This is a genomic window from Pseudomonas sp. MWU13-3659 (assembly GCF_023757525.1).
In the GTDB taxonomy this organism is placed as follows: domain Bacteria; phylum Pseudomonadota; class Gammaproteobacteria; order Pseudomonadales; family Pseudomonadaceae; genus Aquipseudomonas; species Aquipseudomonas entomophila_E.
On record NZ_JAMSHW010000117.1, the window covers coordinates 1 to 429 of the forward strand.

Consider the following 429-nt stretch of genomic DNA (forward strand, 5'->3'; position numbering starts at 1 on the left):
CCAATGAAGTTGCATCAGGTGATCACCGTCAACGGTGTGGTCCACGACCTGGTCAAGTCGGACGTGCGCCTTGAACTGCACAACCCGGGGCGGGCGACGTTCACCGTCCTGGCCGGGGCGCCGCTCAAGGGGCTGGTCACGTTCGACATTGGCTACAACGACAAGCCCCTGCAGCGCCACTTCATCGGCTACGTGGAGCGCAGCACTGCCGCCAACGCCAAGCAGCAGGTGCTGTTCTGCCGCGAGCTGGCCGCGATCCTGGGCCGGTCATTGCCCATGAACCTGCGTCACATCGACCTGCGCGGCGTGCTCGAGCACGTCAGCGAACAAACCGGCCTGCGCTTTCGCGTACCCGATCGGCCCTATGCCTCAACCCGGGCGCCGTTCTTCTATAGCCTCGCGGCTGGCTTCCAGGCCATGGAGAGCCTC

Annotated in this window: 1 pseudogene; it reads left to right on the top strand. The window is 65.0% G+C overall.

Annotated features, from left to right (window positions below):
- Positions 1-3: 3 nt before the first annotated feature.
- Positions 4-429, top strand: a pseudogene (locus NGM28_RS28570) (hypothetical protein); the annotation flags it as partial.